The organism is Patulibacter minatonensis DSM 18081, assembly GCF_000519325.1.
Lineage (GTDB): Bacteria > Actinomycetota > Thermoleophilia > Solirubrobacterales > Solirubrobacteraceae > Patulibacter > Patulibacter minatonensis.
In genome coordinates this window covers 2,247,649-2,265,290 of sequence record NZ_KI912613.1, presented here as the reverse complement: position 1 = coordinate 2,265,290, position 17,642 = coordinate 2,247,649, and the positions used below count along the sequence as shown (strand labels likewise).

Below are 17,642 nucleotides of genomic sequence, written 5' to 3'. Positions count from 1 at the left end.
GAGCATCGAACCGGGTGTCCGCCCGTTCCGCATCGGTGGAACCACCGAACGCCGACGCGCCATGTTCGACGGTCGGGGTCAGAGCACGACGAGGACCACGACCGCCAGGCCGGCGGCCACCGCCACGACTGCCGCGAGGACCGACGCGGCCCCGGGCCGCCGGACGCGGTCCGGCGCGACGTCGCCGACCACCGCTGCGTCCCACTTGCGGTGGTGCTCGCGGGCCCACGCCGCGTCGACGTCGCCCCGCAGGATCCCGCGGAGCGCCGGTCGGGTCGGCGGGTGCAGCAGCGCCAGGTACAGGTGCCCGAGGACGAGGACCACGGCCACGTACATCGACGCGTCGTGCAGCGCGACCGTGCCCGGCAGCCGGAAGGTGGTGTCCCGCTCGCCGAGCCAGAGGAGCACGCCCGAGAGGACGAAGAGCACGGCGAGCGCCGCCTGCACCACGGCGTGCGCCTTCTCCGCGGCGTTGAAGCGCCCCTGCGGGATCAGGCGCCGCCACCCGCGCGGGCGCCCGCGTCGCAGCAGCCAGTTCCGGTCGTCGTCGTCGAACCGCTCGAGCTCGCGGACCGCCTCGCGCAGCGCGGGCCGGTCGCCGAGGATCGCCACCACCGCCAGCGCGGTGACCCACAGGACGGCGGCGGTCAGGTGGATCGCCTTCAGGGTCGGGCGGTCGCCGACGCGCTCCGAGAGCGCCGGCAGGTACATGACGAGCCCGGACCCGGTGAGGACGAAGAACGCGGCGGCATGGATCCAGTGGACGGCGCGCTCGCTGCCGCCGAAGCGGTGGACGCGGGCGCCGGCCGGGAACGTCTGCGCCGGCGCGGGCCCCCGGACGGGCGGTGCCGTCGCGACCGCGGGGCCGCCGGGCCCGTCGGCACCCGCCGCCCCGGCGCTCACAGGCCCTTGCTGAAGTCGTTGGACTTCCCGACCCAGGCGTCGCGGTCGTAGCCGCGGCCTTCCCAGTAGCCGTCCTCGATCCGGTCCACGACCGTGATCCGCTGCAGCCACTTGACGCCCTTGTAGCCGTACATCTGCGGCATCACCACGCGCACCGGGGCGCCGTGCGGCCGGGAGATCGGCGCGTGGTCCATCTCGTAGGCGAGCATCGCGTCGGGCACCGCCGCCTGTTGCAGCGTGAGCGTGTCGACGTAGTCCTCCTCGGCGGACACGAACGACAGGCCGACCGCCCCGGCCGTGGGCCCCACCGCGGCCAGGAGGTCCTTGAACCGGACGCCGCCCCAGTGGACGTCGTCGACCGACCAGCCCGTGACGCAGTGGAAGTCCGACGTCTGGTCGGCCCGCGGGAGCGCCTGCAGCTCGGCCATCGAGAAGCTGCGCGGGCGTTCGACGAGGCCGTCGACCTGCAGCCGCCAGGTGGCGGGGTCGTACCGGGGGTACGGCGGGTTGATCGCGTAGATCCGCCAGCCGCTCGACGGGAGGATCCCGCGGACCGGGCCGGGCAGCGCGTCGGCCGCACCGGACAGCCAGCGGGTCGCGGTGTCGCCCCAGACGAGCGACGAGATCCCCACGCCGACGATCCCGAGGAACGCCCGTCGCCCGACCGGTCGGCCCTCGGGGCGCTGCGGGGCGGGATCGGACGCGGGCACGGAGGCGAATGATGCTCCTCGCGGGCCACGGGCACAACGGGTGAGCGGCGGGGCGCCTCGGCCGGGCGGGCCCCGCCGCGGTCACCCTGCGGTGGTCCGACAGGTCAGGACCACGCCACCGGTCGTCGAGCGACGCGCACCCGAGTCCGAGGACCGGGCCGTGCAGGTCGTCCGCGCAGGCTCCGGTGCATCGGCGTCCTTCCGGTCTCCGACGACGCCGGCCGCGGCGAACGCTCCGACGACGCTCACCAGTCCGAGGACGGCGAACACGAGGTTCTGCAACGTCGTGACCCTGCCGTACCGCCGCGCGACCGGTGACCCCATCCCGGGAGTCGTCCGAAGCCCGAACTCGGAGATGCCGAGCCGACCCTCGAGATCAGCCACGGACTGGCGAGCCGCCCGGTAGTACCCGGTCTGCGTGTGGCTGGCCGCTGCCGCGACGATCGTGATCGCGAGACTCGCGGCGAACGCGAGGACCCCGAGCGCGTCGGGGACTCGTTCGCCGGCGGAGAGCACCGCGAAACACGCGGCGAGCACCGCGGCGCACAACACGAAGTACGACTGCGACCGGCGCCAGTTCAGGTCCACCTGAAACCGGTACTCCTCGACCGCCCTTCCGTACTGCGCGTACAGCAGCGCGTCGGGGTCGGCCATGCGCGCTCCGCTCAGCCTGCGGCCCGATCGACGAAGCGTGCGTAGACCACGCGGAACGTCGGGGTGAAGGCGTCCGGGTCGTCCGCGAGCGTCCGATCGATCTCGTCGAGCGACCACTGCCGCAGTTCGTCGATGTGCGTGCCATCGCCTTGCACGGTACGATCGCCGACCTCACCGGAGAAGACCGACACGAACTTCGTGGAGTCTCGATCCCGTGTCGGCACCGTCCCGAGGTCCTCGAGAGCCGGGACGATCCCCAGCTCTTCCTGCACGCGCCGTTCCGCCGCCTGGCGGTACGACTCGCCGTGCTGGAGGTAGGCGGCGACCGACGATCCCCAACGCCCCGCGTGACGATCACGCCCCGACGCGAGTCGCTGCAGCAGGAGGCTGCGCAGGTCGGCCGAGAACAGGAGCACGTGTGCCGTGCGGAAGTTCATCCCGTCGTCGAGCACCGTTCCCCGCGGCGCAGTCCCGACGACCCGGTCCTGGTCGTCGACCACATCGATGGGATCCGAGGCTCGTGGTGCAGGCATGTCGGTGTTCGAGAGGTTCGACGAACGCCGTGGCGACGCTCCACCTCCGACCGGTTCAGGATCCTCTTCGGCGAACCGGTGCGCAACCTCCGGTCTCGAGGACGAGGTTCGAGGTGAAACGCCCGCCTCGAGTACCCCCAGAGAGAATCGAACTCTCGCTACCAGCGTGAAAGGCTGGCGTGCTAACCGCTACACCATGGGGGCAGGTCGCCCGGGAAGTGTAGAACGGGATCGCCGGGACCGAGGTGCCGGGCGCGCCCCGGCGTCGGTCAGGCGTCCGCGTCGGTGCCAGGGCCGAGGTCCGCCGGGGCCTCCTCGTCGGCCTCGCCGTACAGCTCCTCGTCGGGGGCACCTCCGAGGTCCTCCCCCGTGCGGGCGTCGCGCGTGATCTTCGCGGTGCCGTGCTCGTCGCCGTGCGACGCGTTCTCGACCAGCGCCTCCTCGGCGAGCTCGAAGCCCTCGGACTCGCCCTCCCCGGCCTCTTCGAGCGGCCGGTTGGCCTCGCGCTCGCGTTCGATGCGGCGGATCTCGGCGTCGTCGCCGGCGGGGATGTCGGAGCTGCCCATGGGCCGTGGCTACCCGTGCGCCGGGCGCGGCATGCTGTGTCGGTGCGCACCGACGCCGGGGTCTCGAGCGTCCGGGCGGCGGGCACGGGGCTCGTCCGGGGACCACGCGCCCGGAGGGGTCTGGATCGGCGTCCCTGACGGGCGGCCCGCGGGCGTCGCGGAGGTGCGCCCTGCCCCCGCCGTGGGTACCCTTCGCCGTCGGGGGCTGCTAGCTCAATGGTAGAGCAAGGGCCTTTTAAGCCCGTGGTTCTGGGTTCGAGTCCCAGGCGGCCCACTGCGCGCGACCCCGGGAGGACGGCGCACCGTCCGGAGCGCCCGTCGGGGCTCCGGCACCGCGGAGGTGTGGCGCCGCCGATCGTGCGCCGGACCGGTGTCCGGCGCGCGGCGGGCGGCACCCACCGCCCGCCGCGGACCGCTACCAGCCGCCGCCACCGCCGGTGGACGCGTTCGCCGCGTTCCCGGTGTCCCCGCCCCGCCCGTCGTCGGAGCCCGCGTCCGAGGAGGACGAGGACGAGGAAGAACCGGACGACCCGGAGGAGCCGGAGGACGACGAGGAGCCGGACGACGCGTTCGACGCGTTGCCGGTGTCCCCGCCTCGCCCGTCGTAGGAGCCCGCGTCCGAGGAGGACGACGAGCCCGAGCCCGAGCCCGAGGACGACGAACCGGAAGGTCCGGACGACGAGGCGTTCGACGCGTTCCCGGTGTCCCCACCGCGCCCGTCGTCGGACCCCGCGTCCGAGGAGGACGAGGAGCCCGAGCCGGAGGACGACGACCCCGAACCGGAGGACGACGACCCCGAGGACCCGGAGGACGACGAGGACCCGGACGAGGACGCATTCGACGCGTTCCCGGTGTCCCCGCCGCGGCCGTCGTCGGACTCCGAGGCGGCCGAACCCGACGCGGAGGGCGACCCGGCGTCCGAGGACGGGGCGTTCGCGACGTTGCCCGTGTCGGTGCCCCGCTCGTCACCGGGATCCGACCGGCTCGACGAGGAGTCCGTGGAGGAGGGTCCCGCGGCGGACGCGTCGGCGTCGGACGAGCCGTAGCTCGTGCCGACGCTGTTCCCCATCGCGTCGACGTCCGCGGTCGAGCCGGTGTCGGAGTCCCCCGCGTTCGTCGCCGTCGTCGGGGCGTTCGCAACGTTGCCGGTCTCGGTCCCGCGCTCGTCGCCCGGCTCCGAGCGGCTCGACGTCGACGGCGCGTTCGCGACGTTGCCCGTGACCGTCCCGCGCTCGTCGCCCGGGGCCGAGCGGCTCGAGGTCGAGGCGTCGTCTGGTGCGCCGTAGGTGCCGACGCCGCCTCCCATCGCGTCGACGTCCGCGGTCGGGGCCTCCGGTCCGGGATCCGGGCTGAAGGCCCCGCTGATCGCCGAGCCGAGCGAGGAGAAGCCGGAGCCGATCGCGCCGACCACGGCGTCGCCCATCGCCTTGTTCGCCTCGGCCTTCGCGAGCTCCGCCTCGCCGAGCGCGCGGAACGGCGCCTCGACGGTCTCGCGGTCCACGACCACCGTGCCCGTGAGCGAGGCCGACAGCTCGGACGACCAGCTGTAGCGCCCGGCCTCGGTGTGGGAGAAGCTCACCGTGCCGTCCGGGGCGACGTGCATCGAGCCGGCGACCTGACCGTGGGACAGCGGGTTGCCCGTCCTGCCGTTCCCCAGCACCGTGCCCGTGAAGCCGTCGGTCCCGAGCTCCCCCTCGACGCCGACGGACAGCGGGGTCCCTGGCACGTTCTGCGACGCGCGGCCGCGGATCCCGACGCTGTTCTCGGTCGGGACGTCGGCGACGCCCGCGGTGACCGACGCACCCGTCCCGACGCCGACGATGCCGGTGAACGCGACGCGATCGTCGTTGAACGCGACGCGTCCTCCGAGCCCGAACCCGTCGAAGGCCGTCGCACCGACCTGGTAGCCGCGGTCCGAGGGGTCCTCCGCTCCGGCGGCGGTCGCCGACGGCCGGTCGTCGGGTCCGCCGATCGCGTTGGGCGCGCGATCGTCCGGCGCGGCCGACCGGTCGCCGGCCGGGGTGGTCGACGGCCTGTCGTCCGGACCGCCGATCGCGTCCGGCGTGGAGTCGTCCGGCGCCGCCGGCTGGTCGTCGGCCGGGGTGGTCGACGGCCGGTCGTCCGGACCACCGATCGCATTCGGCGCCCGGTCATCCGGTGCGGCCGGCTGCTCGTCGGCCGGGGCCGTCGACGGCCGGTCGTCCGGACCACCGACCGCGTTCGGCGTGGAGTCGTCCGGCGCGGCGGGCTGCCCCGCGGCCGGAGCCGTCGACGGCCGGTCGTCCGGACCACCGATCGCGTTCGGGGCAGGGTTGTCCGGCGCGGCGGGCTGTTCATCGTCCGGCGCGGCGGGCTGCCCCTCGGCGGGCGCGGCGGGCTGCTCATCGGCTGGTGCAGCCGGCTGCACCTCGGCCGGTGCCGTCCACGGCCCGTCGACGGCGTCGGACGGGCGGTCGTCCGGCGTGGCCGCGGCGTCCGGGACCGGCGGCGCGGTCGTCGACCGGTGATCCGGGTCCCCGACGAGGTCGGGGGCCCCGCCGTCCGCCGACGACGGCCGGTCGACGGGTGGCGTGCCGGAGCCTCCCGGGACGACCGTTCCCGCGGGCGGACCGTCGCCCGTACCGGGTGCGCCGTCCGACGACCCCCCGTCCGCGGAGCCGCGGGGGCCGTCGTGGGTGGGCAGGCACGCGATCGGCCGCGCGGCGACGACGAACGGGACGCCGCACCACCGGGCCTTCGCCGACGGCACGCCCGCGCGCGGGACGTCCGCCTGCTCGGGGCCCGGGTCCGCGGCCGAGGCGGTCGGGCCGGCGACCGCCGGCCCACCGGCGCCGAAGACCGCCACCCCGGCGACGGCCGCCAGCAGCATCTGGCGACGCTGGGAGCGGGTCGGCGGCGGGGTCGCGGCCGGCGGACCGGCTCCGAGCTCCTCGAGGGTGGGCGGCCGTTCGATGACGGACCGGGCGGGCGCGTCCGCGGCCTGCCGGCCGCGGCGGGATGACGACTTCCGAGTCACGGGGGAACTCCGCGGTGTGCGTTTCTGGGGGGATCGCGACGGCGGGGACCCCGACGCGCCGGGTCCGGCGCGGGTGGGCCTTCCGTCGGCGCCACCCCGATCCTGGCACCTCGCCGCTCGTCGCTCCACGCCTCGCGGCCGGCTTCACGACGTGGTCACACGTCCGCCGGTGGACGGGCCGCGGCGGCGATGCACCCGAGGGCTCCGCGGCTCGGCCCGCCGCCAGGGTTCGCCACGCCGCTATCGTCGCCCGCGATGAGCACGCAGACGGACCACACGAACCTGTACGCGATGTACGCGTCGTTCAAGGCGGCGCGCGGGCACCGTCGGGTCGACCAGGACGGCCGCGAGCAGCTCGCCGCCGACGCCGAGGCCGCGATCACCGGCGGCGACGCGATCCTGCGCGGCGCGTACTCGACGGTCGGGTTCCGGGCCGAGGTCGACGTGCTGCTGTGGCTGATCGGCCCGAGCGCCGACGCGCTGCAGGACGCGCTCGTCGCGTTCAATCGCACGAAGCTCGGGCAGGCGCTCGACCCGTGGTGGACGTCGATCGGCGTGCACCGCGAGGCCGAGTTCAACAAGAGCCACATCCCGGCGTACCTCGAGGGCACCGACCCGAAGAAGTACCTCTCGGTCTACCCGTTCGTGCGGTCGCTGGAGTGGTACCTGCTCGAGCCCGCCGAGCGCTCGAAGATGCTGCGCGAGCACGGCATGATGGCCGCCGGCTACAAGGACGTCCGCGCCAACACCATCAGCGCGTTCGCCCTCAACGACTACGAATGGCTCCTGGCCTTCGAGGCCGACGAGCTCGAGCGGATCGTCGACCTCATGCGCGACCTCCGCGGCGCCGACGCCCGCCGGCACACGCGCGAGGAGCTCCCGTTCATCACCGGCATCAAGAAGCCGCTGGTGGACGTCGTCGCCGACCTGCCGTAGGCGGCCGGCCCGTCCGGGTCGAGTTGTGTCCCCTGAGCGGACACAACTCGACGAGCAGGCGTCGACCGGCCGGCCCCTCAGGGCCGGCCGCCCCCTACCGCGGCACCGCCGTCACGATCACGTTGTCGCGGTAGTGGCCGTTCGCGAACGGCCCGCCGCACGTGACGAGCTCCAGGCGGGGCGCGCCCGTCCGGCTGAAGATGCTCGCCGGCAGCTTCGCCTTGAGCACCCGTCGGACGTTCGTGACCCGGTAGCTGTGGGTCTTCCCGTCGAGGCTCTTGACCTGCACGGAGTCGCCGCGGCGCGCCCGGTTGAGGCGGAAGAACGCGCCCGCCCCGCGCTTCGCGCTGTCGATGTGCCCGGCGATCAGCGTCGAGCCGGCCTTCGATCCGGGCGACGCGCCGTCGGCCCACCAGCCGGCGCGCTTGATGTCGTTCGGGACGTGGAGCGAGCCGTCACCGAGGTCGATCGCGACCGGCGTGATCGCCGCGCGCACGTTCAGGCGGGACAGCGTGACCGACGTCGGGCGCGAGCCGCCGTCGGACTTCGTGGCGTCCGTCGCCGGGTCGGTCGTCGCGGGCTTCCCGTTCGCAGCGCGCGTCCCGCCCGTCGGGATCAGCGGCTGCGCCAGGGCGGTCTCGGCCTCCTCGGCGCATGCGGTCTCCGTGCCGGTCGTCGACTCGGAGCCCACGATGCGCTCGCGGTAGGTGTAGAAGCCGGCCTTCGGGACGGCGACCTTCGGGGTCTCGTAGTTCCCGTCGCCCTTGACGGCGACGGTGCCCTTCCAGAACGGCGTGCCGGTGCAGCGGATCGACGCGCGGGTGTGGAACGGGCCGAACAGCTCGACCTCGACGTTCGCCGGGGTCGCCCCCAGGCCGGTGACCTGGAGGCGGTCGAAGATCGACGTGCCCGGCTTGATCACCGGGGCGGAGACCTTCGTCACGACCTTCGGGACGGCGCGGGCGATCGTGGTCTCGGCCTCCTCGCCGCACGCGGTCTGCGTGCCGGCGAAGGCCTCGGTCGGCGCGATCGACTCGCGGTACGTGTAGTAGCCGGCGCGGTCGAGCTTGACCGGCGCGGTGACGTAGCTGCCGTCGCCGTTGGCCGCCACGGTGCCCGTCCAGAACGGCGTGCCCTGGCAGGTCATCGCCGCCTTCGTCGGGTACGGCCCCCACAGCTCGACGTTCACCGTCGCCGCGAGCTTGCCGAGCCCCGTGACGACCGCGGTGTCCGTGACCTCGCTGCCGACCGCGGTGTCCTGGCTGCTGATCTTCGTCGTGACCTGCGGGGCGCCGCGGACGATCGACGTCTCCGACGCCTCACCGCACGGGGCCTGGAACGCGCGGACGAAGCCCTGGGCCGGGATGTCCTCGCGGTACGTGTAGTAGCCCGGGACGCTCAGCATGACCGGGTCGGTCAGGTAGGTGCCGTCACCGGGGGCCGTGAACGAGCCCTGCCACGCCGGGGTGTCGGTGCAGGTCATGCCCTCGCGGGTCGGGTACGGGCCGTAGAGCTTGGCCCCGACCGTCGCGGACTCGCCGGACAGGCCGGTGACGAACGCCTTGTCGCTCAGCGCGACGCCGGGTTCGGCGACGGTCGAGCTGACCTCCGTGCGCACGGCCGGCTGGACCTCGACCCGGAAGCGCTCCTCCGGGACCGCGCACGGCGTGGTCGTCCCGAGGACCTCCGGGGTCCCCGCCACCGTCACCTGGTAGCCGTACCAGCCGGGTGCGGTCGGGGTGATCGGCGGCGCGGGGGTCGCACCGACGCCGGCCGTGTACGTGACCTCGGCGACCGGAGGCGCGTCGCAGCGGAGCTCCTCCGGGGTGCGGGTCGGGCCGTAGGCCCGGACCGTGACCTGCCCCTTCCACGAGGCGGGGGCGCCGGAGAGCGTGACGGTGTCGCGGTTCTGCTCGCCGAGCAGGATCGCCGCGGGCGTCGCGGCCGTGGCGACCTTGATCTGCGCCGGGGCGACCGCCGTGGTGGCCTCCGCCTGCACCGTGGCCGACGCGGGGACGACCAGGCGCTGGCCGCTGCGGGCGGCGGCGCCCTTCGTCGGGACGTAGAGGTCCGGCGCGTTGGCGGCGAGGCCCTGGGCCGCGACCTTCAGGCGCAGGCCGTTCTTCACGTCGTCGGCGGTCCCGGCCACGGTGGCGGACCCGTCGGAGCCGGTCTTCACCTGCGCGGGCAGGCCGGTCGCGCCGTCGGAGCCCGCGAGGCTGAGCGTCACGCCCGGCACCGCGCGGCCCGAGGCCGCCAGGACGCGGACCTTCGCGGTCACCTTGTCACCCGCCGTGGCCTTCGCGGCGGTCTTCAGATCGATCTTGTACGGGCCCGCGAACGTCTTGGCGTCGCGCACGATCCGGTCGTAGGTGCCCTTCACGCCGATCGCCCTCGGGTCGACCTCGCCCGGGGCGCCGTCGCCCATCAGGCTGTGGACGTAGAGCATCACGGCGCCCGTCTGGGACTTCGAGCCGCTGCGGCCCTTGTTCCAGATCGCCCACGACATCTGCCGGAGCTCGGCGGCCGAGAGGGTCTTGCCCTCCTTGCTGCGCAGGCCGGCGGTGCTGCGCTTGGCGTAGCCGAACTTCGCGGACGGGTACCAGAACCGCAGGTCGATGCACCACGCCGGGAGGCTCACGTCCGGGATCGCGCCCCGGTAGTTGCCGAACCAGCGGACCCCGAACTTGTACGTCTTGTACGCCCCGACGCCGGTGGTGCCGCAGCTGTCGCGGCCGGCGCGGGAACACGGGTCGTTCTGGTTCGGCGGCTCGGCGGCGTGCGCCGGGGTCGCGCCGACCTGCAGGACGAGCGCGACGAGGACCAGCAGCAGCGCCGGGACCGCCCGGCGGGCCGGGCGCCCGGCCGCTGGACGGCGCACGGGACGGAGGCCGACGGCGAGCCCGCCGGTCGGTGGTGCTGAACGATGCATCGCGGGGTGCTCCTCGGGGATCTGACGCGTGCCCCGGCGCGCACGCACGAAGGGCGCGGCGCATGCTGACGATCCGGGCGGCGGAACGCCATCCACCAGCGGGTGGATCCCGAGGTGGAGCGTGCCCGGGCGGGGTCCCGGGCCCGGATCAGCCCCGCGAGAACGGCAGCTCGGCCGTCAGCCAGCCGATGAACTCGCCCGGGTTGCGGCTCTGCGTCCAGACCCGGCCCGGCCCCGTGAACTCGAAGACGAGGCCCTCGCCGCTCTTGGCCGACTGGATCAGCCCGCCGGACGCCGCGCGGCGGAGCTGCATCTCGACGCCGTCCTCGTAGGCGACCATGTGCCCGGAGTCGAGGACGAACGACTCGCCGGCCTGCAGCTCGACGACGTCGATCGCGCCGTAGGCGGCCACCACGACCTGGCCCTCGCCCTGCACGCGGACGAGGAACCCGCCCTCGCCGCCGGCCAGGTTCTTCAGGCCGCCCCACTTCGCGTCGATGTCGACGCCCTCGTCCGCCGCGAGGTACCCGCCCCGGGCGACGCTGAGCGCCCCGTGGACGGGGAGCACGACGACGTCGCCGGGCAGCCGTGCGGCGACGTCGACCCAGCCGCCCTGCGACGGGGCCGTGAACTTCGTGACGAAGACCGACTCGCCGCCCAGCACGCTGCGCTTGAAGGCGCCCTTGAGGCCACCCCGCATCTTCGCCTCGATCTCGACCCCCGCCGAGGTCGCCATCATGGCCCCGGACTCGGCGTTCAGGGACTCGCCGGACGCCAGGTTCAGGCGGGCGACGGCGAAGCTCGGGGCGTGGCGGACGGTGACGTCCATGGTGGACTCCGGGTCGTGATCGAGGGGCGCGGGTGCGCGTCGGACGACCCTATACGCGGGTCCGCGACCCGACCCCCGGAGGCCGGGACCTTCACGGGTTCGTGACGAATCCGGAGCAGCGGCGGCGTCCCGTCAGGCGCCGAGCGCGAACGCGACCAGCGCGGCCGCGTACGGGAAGATCGCGCAGAGCGTCATGCGGCGGGACATGTCGACGAGGCTACCCGTCCGGCGATCGGACGACGACGGACGCACCCGTCGTCCGTGAGCGGCGCCGCCCCTACCGCCGGACGACCCGCACCCTGCGCACCGTCTCCGTCGAGCGGTTCCCGGCGGCGTCGGCGGCGGTGATCCGCAGGCGGTACCGGGCGGCGACGAGGGCCCGCCCGGACACGCGGCCCGTGAAGGCGACGTCGTTCTGGCCGGCCTTCCCGGCCTGGCTCAGCGCGCTGACGCCCACGTACCGGACGCAGGACCGCGCGCCGCGGCGGGCCCGCGACGGGGCGACGCACGAGCTCCCGCGACGGCGACCGGTGGTCCGGCGCTCGACGACCACTCGGACCGTGGCGGCCTCCGAGAGCGTCAGCCGCAGCCGCGTGCCGATCCCCGCCCGACGGCGCGACGGCGCCCGGAGCGCCGCGCCCGTGCGGAAGACGGTGCGCGACAGCGACAGCCGCGTGACGGTGGGCGCGGTCGTGTCGGGGGTCGATCCGGTGCCGCCCGTCCCGCCGCCACCGGTGCCGCCCGTGCCCCCGCCGCCGGTCGTCGGCGCCGTGACGCCCGTGACCCGCGCGATCTTCTTCACGTTCTCCAGGCCGACCCAGAGCGTGCCGTTCGGCCCGGTGGTGAGCTGGCGGGGCCCCGAGTTCGCGGGCAGCCCGGCGAGGGTGGTGAGCTGCCCGTCGGTGCCGACGCGGCCGAGCGTCGAGTCGGCGAACCGCGCGGTCCAGTAGGCGCCGTCCTCGGCGTAGGTGATGCCGAACGGGTCGCCCGGCACGAGCGTCGGGACCGCCGCGGACGTGCCCGTCAGCAGCGAGACCCTGTGCGGCGGGGTCGTCGGGGTCGTCGCGGCGACCTGGCCGTTCGGGCCGGCGGCGACCTCCTGCGGGGCGTCCCCGAGCGCGGTGGTGGTGAACGTCCCGTCGGTCGCCATCCGGACGGCCTGCTGCTGGCCGAAGTCCGCGACCCACAGGTGTCCGTCGGTCCCGGACGCGATGCCCCGGGCCCCCATCCCGGGGACCGTGAACGCGGTGGCCGTGGCGGGCGCCGCCGTCGGGATGCGGACGACCTTGTCGTTCGACGCGGTCCAGAGGGCGCCGTCGGGTCCGCTGACGATCCGGCGCGGATCGGTGATCGTCGCGACGGGGAAGGCCTCCGCGCCCGCGGGGTTCGCCGGGGAGAACCGCGCGACGCCGCCCGTGGTGGTCAGCCACATCAGGCCGTCGGGGCCCTTCGTGATGCCGACGGGCCCGGCGATCCCGGGGAGGTCGAACGGCGTGACCGTCCCCGACGCGTCGACCCGCGCGACGTCCGCGGCGGGGTCGTCGGTCGTCACCCAGACGGAGGTCCCGTCGGAGGCGAGCTGCCGGGGGACGCCGGGCAGGTCGTAGATCCCGTCGACGGCCGGTGCGGCCGCGGCGGGCGACGCGGCGATCGCGAGGCCCACGACGGCGAGCAGCGCTGCGACTCCGGGACGCCGGCGGGCCGGGCGACGGGATGAGCGGGGCGAGGGGCTGGGCACAGGGGGCTCCGGGGCACGACGACGGGGTGGGCCCATCGTTCTCCTTCCCGCTGCGGCGCACAAGGTCGCGGGACCGGGACGGGACCCCGCGGTGGGCCCGCGCTACGCCTTCCCCATCAGCGCCCGCTCGATCAGGTCGATCGAGGACTCGAGCTGCTCGACCGTGGCGTCCTGGACGCGGGTGATGCCGATCTGCTTGTTCACCCAGGCGTTGACCTCGCGCTGGGTCGCCCTGCGGGTGCGTCCGAGCTCGCCGACCAGCCGGTGGCGGGTCTCCCGCAGGCGCTGGCGCTGCTGCCAGAGCGGGACCTCGGTGGCGGCGAACGCTCCGACCCCGCCGCCCGCGTCGAAGGCGTGGCCGCCCGGCCCGGCCCCGACGGGCTGGATCGGGGCGCCGGTCGTCGCCCCCGTCGAGCCGGCCATCCCCGTCCCGGCGGCCGCCTGCGGCTTCAGGGGCGTCGCGCCGCCGAACAGGTCGAGCTGCGCCTCGGCGGCCATGTCGGCGTTCAGGGCCTTGAACTCCGCCACGAGGCCGAGCTCGTCCTCCGCCTTGTCCGACGGCTCGTCGAGGAGCTGCTCGGGGGCGTCGGGGTCGGCGTCCTCCTTGCGCCGCAGGAACGGCACGAGCTCCTTCGCGATCTCGCCCGCGTGGGCGCGCAGGGTCGGCTCCGCCGGGATGTAGAGCCAGGAGCCCTCGATCGGCCGGTTCGGGATCGTGCGCACGAAGCGGCCGACGATCTGCCGGAAGATCATCGCCGTCTTGGCCGCGGTGGCGTAGACGCCGACGCGCAGGCGCGGGATGTCGACGCCCTCCGAGACCATGTTCACCGCGACGATCCACGGGTCGGTGCTGTTCGTGAACGCCTCGAGCTTGCGGTGCGCCATGGCGTCGGTGTGCATGACCACCGTCGGGGGCGTGCCCGTGATCCGGTGCAGCGTCGCGGCGACGGCGCGCGCGTGGTCGCCGTCGGCGGCGACGACGAGGCCCCCGGCGTCCGGGTGCGAGTCCGCCCGCAGGCGCGCGAGCCGCTGGTCGGCCTCGCGGAGGATCTTCGGCAGGGCACCCTCGAGGTCGGTCGAGATCGCCGTCCGGTACCGCCGCGCGCGCTGGTCGGACGACACCGCGTCCGCGAACGACGCCTCGACCGTGTCGTCGCCGGACTGCCACGACATCGTGCCGTCGAAGGGGATGAACGACACCGGGCGGCAGACGCCGTCGCGGACCGCGTCCGCGTAGCCGTAGGCGTAGTCCGGCTGCGTGACGCCGTCGCTGTCGTACTCGACGCCCGGGATCGCGGACTGGTCCGAGCGGAACGGCGTGCCCGACAGCAGCAGCCACCGGCGCGCCTTCCCGAGGGCGAGGTCGAAGCCCTTGCCCCACGCGAGCTCCTCGCCGAGGTGGTGGGCCTCGTCGGCGATCACGATCGTCGACTCCGTGCACTGCGCCGCGAACCGCTCGGCGGACATCGCCACCCGCGCGTACGTGACGGCGACGCCGTGGAATCCGGCCGGGGGCGTGAGCTCCGGCGCGTCGGGCGCCAGGTGGACGCCGAGCCGGCCCGCGGCCTCCGCCCACTGCCGGGTCAGCGGCGCCGTCGGGCAGATCAGCGCGATGCGGTCGGCCTGCCGGGCGTAGAGCATCCGGACGGCCTGCTCGAGCGCCGGACGGGTCTTGCCGGCGCCCGGCGCGGCGGCGATCAGGAAGACGCCGCGCTCCCAGGCGGCCATCTTCTCGAGGACCTCCTGCTGCCAGACGCGCAGGCCGGGGGGTGTGGGGAGAGCGGTGGTCACGCGACCGACCATGTTGGGGGATCCGACGGACGGGTGCGAACCGCCTGCTGAGAGGCGTACACCGCGGGATCGGTCGCGAAGCGTGCGCGGTACGCGGATCGGTGCGGCCGCTCGTCGAACTGGCGCACTCCCGCTAGGCTCCGCGCCATGGAAGGCCAGATGACCATCATCCTGATCATCGTCATCGTCGCCGCGCTGCTCTTCCTCTGGGCGCGCGCCACGGTGGCGAAGGGGGATCAGCTGGTCCTCCCCACGCCGAAGGACCCCCTCGCGGACCGCTCGGGCGGCCCGACGGCCGGCCTCGGCGTCGGCGCGGTCGTCGCCCACGACGGCCACGACTACGTCGTCCGGGGCGAGATCCGCTTCAACGAGGAGGGCTCGGAGTGGACCGAGTACCACCTGGACGCCGGCAGCGACGTCAAGACGTGGCTGTCGGTGGACCTCTCCGACGGCACCGACGTCGCGTTCTGGCAGGGCGTCGCGGCCCCCGGGGACCTCGCCCCCACGCGCGGCTCCGTGACCCACGACGGCCGCACCTACAGGAAGGTCGAGTCGGGCAAGGCGGCGTACACGACCGCGGGGACGACCGGGCTGCCGGCGGTCGGCACCGCCTGGTACGCCGACTACGCGGCCGAGGGCGGCCGGATGCTCGGCTTCGAGCGCTGGTCCAAGGACGGCTCCTGGGAGGTCTCGACCGGGACCCAGGTCGCCGCGCACCTGCTGGAGATCTACCCCGCCGGGTCGGCCGCCGAGGGCGCCCGGTGAGGGGCGCCGACGGCGTCGCGACGGAGCACCGACCGTGACCGACGGCGCCGCCGGCGGGCCGACCGGCGACCCGTCGGCGTCCGACGCGATCCGCTCGGCCGAGCAGGCCCTGTCCGCCGCGCGCGAGGCCGTCGCGGCCGTCGTGACGGTCCGGGCGAAGGCCCTGCAGGAGAGCCGCCGGCTGCGCGACCGCGCGGAGGCCCCGGGCCTCGCCGGACTCGCCGAGGACGCCGCGCTGCAGGAGCGCCGCGCCGTCGCGCTGGAGCCCCGGATCGAGCAGCTGCGCGACCTGGCCCGCCGTGCCGAGCTCGCGCTCGAGTCGCTGCGGTCGCACCGCGACGAGGACCCGGACCCGGCCCACGACCGACGAGAGGACGGGCGCTGACGTGCGCACGCTGATCGACGTCCCGTTCCGCGACGCGGCCGCCGCCGAGCTCGGGTGGTCGCTGCGGCCGGGCGGTCCGGCCCCGGAGGCCCTCGCGACGCTCGACGTCCCCGCGTCACCGTGCGCGCTGCGGCTCGCGGTCCTCGGGGCCTCCCACGCCGTCGGGATCGCCCTCCCCGACGGGACCACCGTGACCGAGACCGTCGCCTGCGGCCTGACTGCCGGCAGGCCGCTCGCCGTGGCACCCGACCGCGTCGACGACCACGGCGTCCGGTACCGCTTCTCGGCCCACGTCGACGTCCCCGGCACCGACGCCGTGGTGGCGCTCTCGGACGAGCTCCACGACCTCCTGGCCGCCGATCCCCACGGCCTCGTGGCCGCGTTCCCGGGCGTCCCCGGCGCCACCACCGGGCTGCGCGCCGTCGTCCGCCAGGACGGCGTGTCGTGGGACACCTGGCACCTCTACCCCGAGCGCGGCGAGGTCGTCCGGACCCGCTCCTCGGCGGCCGCCCTGCTCCTCGCCGGGGCCGCCCGATGAGCCTCCGCGGCAAGTCCCCCCTGGCGCTCGTCGCCGGCGGCGTGCTGCTGCTGGTCGCGCTCGGCCTGCTGATCGGCGGCCTGTCGTCCTGCGGCTCGTCGCCGCGCAGCTGGGTCAAGGACCACTACGCCTCCGCGGGCAAGCGGAACGGCTCCGACGTCTACCGGACCTCCGAGCGGGTGGAGCGCGTCACGAAGCGCCTGACCGACGCGTGGAAGCCCGCCGACCGCCTGACGGATCCCGGCGGCGTCTTCCTCCGCTACTCCGACGACCTGATCGCGATCCGCCCGCGGACGGGCGGCGGGAGCGAGATCAGCGTCGACGACGCCGAGCGCGGCTACGCGCACTGGTACCCGTTCGTCGGCGGCTACTTCGGCACGTACTCCGGGCGGGCCGAGGGCTTCCGGGGCGGCGGACCGGGGACGGGCAAGTGACGTCCCGGCGTTCCACGACGGGCACCGGCCCCGACCGGACCGGACGCCCGGCCGGACCACGCCGCCGGGCGCTGGCGACCGTCCTGACGGCGGCGCTGTTCGCCGCGACCGCCGGACCCGCGGCCGCGCAGTCGACCACGGCACCGACGACGCAGCTCCCCGGCTCCGGGGCCACGACATCGCCGTCGAGCACGACCACCCTGCCCGTGGACCCGACCGCCCCGACGTCCACGCAGCCCGTGCTGACCGCCGAGCAGGCGGGCCCCGGGATCCTGCTCGACGCCGCCGACCGCGTCGAGCTCGCCCAGACGCTCGCGGAGGCGACGGACGACACCGACGTCTGCTTCGGCTACCAGGTGTCGCTCTCCGGGTCCGGCGCCGCCGACCGCGACGAGGTGCTGTCGAACGACGGGCCCGACCAGCGCCCCGGCGGGCCGTCCTGCGCGAAGGGCTACGTCGTGGTGAACGTGAGCCTGAACTACACGAGCTCGTCGTCGGAGTCCGAGGACAGCGCCGGCTGGAGCGTCGTGACGGACGTGCCCGGACTCACCGGCTCCGAGGCCACGAAGCGGCTCGAGGGCCTCACCGGGGTCTCGGACGGCGACCTGCTCGGGAACGACGACGACCTCGCGCTGCGCAACCTGACCGCCGCGCTCCCCCTCGTGCTCGACGGCGCGGAGCCCGCCGAGGAGACCGCCGTCGCCCCCACCGGGGCCGCTCCGAACGACGACCGCCTGACGGGCTCACCGGGCTCCGACTGGATCCGGGCGCACGGCGTCGGGATCGCGATCGCCGTCGGGCTGCTGCTCGTCGCGCTATTCCTGCTCGTCCGCGGGTTCCTCGGCACGCGCAAGGGCGAGGACGCCGGCCCGTCGAAGGCCCCGCCCTCCACGACCACCACCCCCTAGGCCG

Annotated in this window: 16 protein-coding genes and 2 tRNA genes; 7 read left to right on the top strand and 11 right to left on the bottom strand. The window is 75.0% G+C overall.

Annotation, left to right across the window (positions count from 1 at the left end; translation table 11 throughout):
* Window positions 1–78: 78 nt before the first annotated feature.
* The 6 genes from PATMI_RS0110405 to PATMI_RS0110380 form a co-directional block, all read right to left on the bottom strand.
* Window positions 79–903: a cytochrome b/b6 domain-containing protein gene (locus tag PATMI_RS0110405; RefSeq protein ID WP_026910851.1), complete on the bottom strand. Its 825-nt coding sequence runs from the start codon at window positions 901–903 to the stop codon at window positions 79–81.
* Window positions 900–1,613: a molybdopterin-dependent oxidoreductase gene (locus PATMI_RS29040; protein WP_036725657.1), complete on the bottom strand. Its 714-nt coding sequence runs from the start codon at window positions 1,611–1,613 to the stop codon at window positions 900–902. Before PATMI_RS29040 ends, PATMI_RS0110405 begins: the two co-directional genes overlap by 4 nt.
* An 81-nt stretch (window positions 1,614–1,694) precedes the next feature.
* Window positions 1,695–2,267 carry a RipA family octameric membrane protein gene (locus PATMI_RS0110395; RefSeq protein WP_026910850.1) on the bottom strand — a complete coding sequence of 191 codons (573 nt, stop codon included), beginning with the start codon at window positions 2,265–2,267 and terminating at the stop codon, window positions 1,695–1,697.
* 11 nt (window positions 2,268–2,278) lie between these two features.
* Entirely contained in the window at window positions 2,279–2,704 is a 426-nt protein-coding gene (locus PATMI_RS34335) for an NUDIX domain-containing protein (RefSeq protein WP_169738350.1), read from the bottom strand.
* A 228-nt stretch (window positions 2,705–2,932) separates the two neighbouring features.
* Window positions 2,933–3,004, bottom strand: a tRNA-Glu gene (locus PATMI_RS0110385).
* A 65-nt stretch (window positions 3,005–3,069) separates the two neighbouring features.
* Window positions 3,070–3,366: a hypothetical protein gene (locus tag PATMI_RS0110380; RefSeq protein ID WP_026910849.1), complete on the bottom strand. Its 297-nt coding sequence runs from the start codon at window positions 3,364–3,366 to the stop codon at window positions 3,070–3,072.
* Window positions 3,367–3,568: 202 nt separating this feature from the next.
* Between PATMI_RS0110380 and PATMI_RS0110375 the strand changes: the two genes are divergently transcribed.
* A tRNA-Lys gene (locus PATMI_RS0110375) sits at window positions 3,569–3,640 on the top strand.
* Window positions 3,641–3,781: 141 nt separating this feature from the next.
* Here the strand turns inward: PATMI_RS0110375 and PATMI_RS0110370 are convergent.
* Entirely contained in the window at window positions 3,782–6,235 is a 2,454-nt protein-coding gene (locus tag PATMI_RS0110370) for a hypothetical protein (RefSeq protein WP_026910848.1), read from the bottom strand.
* A gap of 402 nt (window positions 6,236–6,637) precedes the next feature.
* Between PATMI_RS0110370 and hemQ the strand changes: the two genes are divergently transcribed.
* Window positions 6,638–7,318, top strand: coding sequence for a hydrogen peroxide-dependent heme synthase (hemQ, locus tag PATMI_RS0110365; RefSeq protein ID WP_026910847.1), 681 nt, complete (start codon window positions 6,638–6,640; stop codon window positions 7,316–7,318).
* A 94-nt stretch (window positions 7,319–7,412) separates the two neighbouring features.
* Here hemQ and PATMI_RS35855 read toward each other — a convergent pair whose 3' ends face one another.
* The 4 genes from PATMI_RS35855 to PATMI_RS36620 all read right to left on the bottom strand — a co-directional run bounded on the left by PATMI_RS35855 (window position 7,413) and on the right by PATMI_RS36620 (window position 14,608).
* A complete protein-coding gene (locus tag PATMI_RS35855; protein ID WP_084269846.1) occupies window positions 7,413–10,250 on the bottom strand; it encodes a sortase domain-containing protein in 2,838 nt (945 codons plus the stop codon).
* 148 nt (window positions 10,251–10,398) lie between these two features.
* Entirely contained in the window at window positions 10,399–11,079 is a 681-nt protein-coding gene (locus tag PATMI_RS0110355) for a TIGR00266 family protein (protein WP_026910846.1), read from the bottom strand.
* A gap of 277 nt (window positions 11,080–11,356) precedes the next feature.
* On the bottom strand, window positions 11,357–12,742 hold the full coding sequence (locus PATMI_RS34330) for a Vgb family protein (protein WP_051471307.1): 1,386 nt from the start codon (window positions 12,740–12,742) through the stop codon (window positions 11,357–11,359).
* Window positions 12,743–12,919: 177 nt separating this feature from the next.
* Entirely contained in the window at window positions 12,920–14,608 is a 1,689-nt protein-coding gene (locus PATMI_RS36620) for a DEAD/DEAH box helicase (protein ID WP_157260707.1), read from the bottom strand.
* A 147-nt stretch (window positions 14,609–14,755) separates the two neighbouring features.
* Here PATMI_RS36620 and PATMI_RS0110335 point away from each other — a divergent pair, with 147 nt between their 5' ends.
* The 5 genes from PATMI_RS0110335 to PATMI_RS0110315 are packed head-to-tail and all read left to right on the top strand — an operon-like array spanning window position 14,756 to window position 17,638.
* The gene (locus PATMI_RS0110335) at window positions 14,756–15,373 is read left to right on the top strand and encodes a DUF4178 domain-containing protein (RefSeq protein WP_026910845.1); all 618 of its coding nucleotides are present in this window, start codon (window positions 14,756–14,758) and stop codon (window positions 15,371–15,373) included.
* A 34-nt stretch (window positions 15,374–15,407) separates the two neighbouring features.
* Window positions 15,408–15,758, top strand: a complete 351-nt coding sequence (locus PATMI_RS0110330) for a hypothetical protein (RefSeq protein WP_026910844.1) — start codon at window positions 15,408–15,410, stop codon at window positions 15,756–15,758.
* 1 nt (window position 15,759) lies between these two features.
* Entirely contained in the window at window positions 15,760–16,296 is a 537-nt protein-coding gene (locus tag PATMI_RS0110325; protein WP_026910843.1) for a DUF2617 family protein, read from the top strand.
* Window positions 16,293–16,730 (top strand): DUF4247 domain-containing protein, encoded by a 438-nt coding sequence (locus PATMI_RS0110320; RefSeq protein ID WP_026910842.1) that lies wholly within the window; start codon window positions 16,293–16,295, stop codon window positions 16,728–16,730. The genes PATMI_RS0110325 and PATMI_RS0110320 overlap by 4 nt, the downstream gene beginning before the upstream one ends.
* Window positions 16,727–17,638 (top strand): hypothetical protein, encoded by a 912-nt coding sequence (locus PATMI_RS0110315; protein WP_026910841.1) that lies wholly within the window; start codon window positions 16,727–16,729, stop codon window positions 17,636–17,638. The genes PATMI_RS0110320 and PATMI_RS0110315 overlap by 4 nt, the downstream gene beginning before the upstream one ends.
* Window positions 17,639–17,642 lie beyond the last annotated feature (4 nt).